A 1,127-nucleotide genomic window follows, 5' to 3' on the forward strand; every position below is an offset into this window, starting at 1 on the left:
GGCGAGGGCCGCGCCGAGCAGGGCGACCTTCAGGGCGAGCAGGACGAGGGCGAGGACGAGGGCCGCCGGGGAGGCGGGGCTTACTTGGGGGCGTCGACGCCGGCGGCCTTGGCGATGTCGTCCACGACGTGGTTCGCGGCCTGGATGCCGATGCCGGACATCCACGTCTCGTCCGGCACCTGGAACACCTTGTCGTTCTTGACGGCGCCGAGGCCCTTCCAGAGCGGGTTGCCCTGGACGGCGCCCTGCTGGGTCTTCTCCGGGTCGTCGGCGACGGTGACGAAGACGAGGTCGGCGTCGGCCTTGTCGATCTGCTCCGGGGAGACGTCCAGCATGGGCTTGTCGACGTCCTGGGACGCCGGGCGGCGCAGGCCGACGTCGGACAGGACGATGCCGCTGAACGAGGCCTTCTGGTAGAGCCGGGTGGGGCCGGCGACGAAGCGGACGACGGACGCGGTCGGCATGGTGCCGTTGTTCTTCTTCTTGATCTCCTCCCCCAGGGCCTTGGCGCGCTTCTCGTACGCGGCCATGGCCGTCTGCGCCTCCTTCTCCAGGCCGAGGGCCTGGGCGTGCACCTTGAGGTTCTCCTTCCAGGGCGCGCCGGTGGTCTCGGTGAAGACGGTGGGGGCGATGTCCTTGAGGCGGTCGTAGACCTTGGCGTGGCGGACCTTGGAGGACAGGATCAGGTCCGGCTTGAGGGAGATGATCCGCTCGATGTTCGGCTCGGCCATGGGGCCGACGTCCTTGGTGTCCTTCGTCTTCGCCGCGAGGTACTGCGGGAAGCCGCCCTCGGTCTTCATGTGGGGGGAGACCGCGCCGACGGGGGTGATGCCGAGCATGGTGACGTCGTCGAGCTCGCCGGTGTCGAGGACGACGACGCGCTGCGGCTTGTGCTTGATCTCGGTGCTGCCCATGGCGTGGGTGACGGTGCGGGGGAAGCCTGCGTCGGCGGCGGCCTTGTCCTCGCCCTTCGCCTTGTCGTCGCCGCCGCACGCGGTGAGCGCGGCGGCGCCGGTGATCACGGCGAGGAGCGCGGCGGCAACTCTGCGCGTCCGGCGGGGGGCTGGTCGGAGGTGGGTCACGGCGGACTCCTGTCTGAGCGGTGAGGGAGCGGTACGGCGGTGGGG

1 protein-coding gene is annotated in these 1,127 nt (G+C 70.5%); it reads right to left on the reverse strand.

Translation table 11 applies throughout. From position 1 onward, the window contains the following. Positions 1 to 80: 80 nt before the first annotated feature. Positions 81 to 1,082 carry an ABC transporter substrate-binding protein gene (locus ACSNOH_RS34845; RefSeq protein ID WP_436725451.1) on the reverse strand — a complete coding sequence of 334 codons (1,002 nt, stop codon included), beginning with the start codon at positions 1,080 to 1,082 and terminating at the stop codon, positions 81 to 83. Positions 1,083 to 1,127 lie beyond the last annotated feature (45 nt).

It is taken from the genome of Streptomyces sp. URMC 127 (assembly GCF_051386535.1).
Taxonomy (GTDB): Bacteria; Actinomycetota; Actinomycetes; order Streptomycetales; family Streptomycetaceae; genus Streptomyces.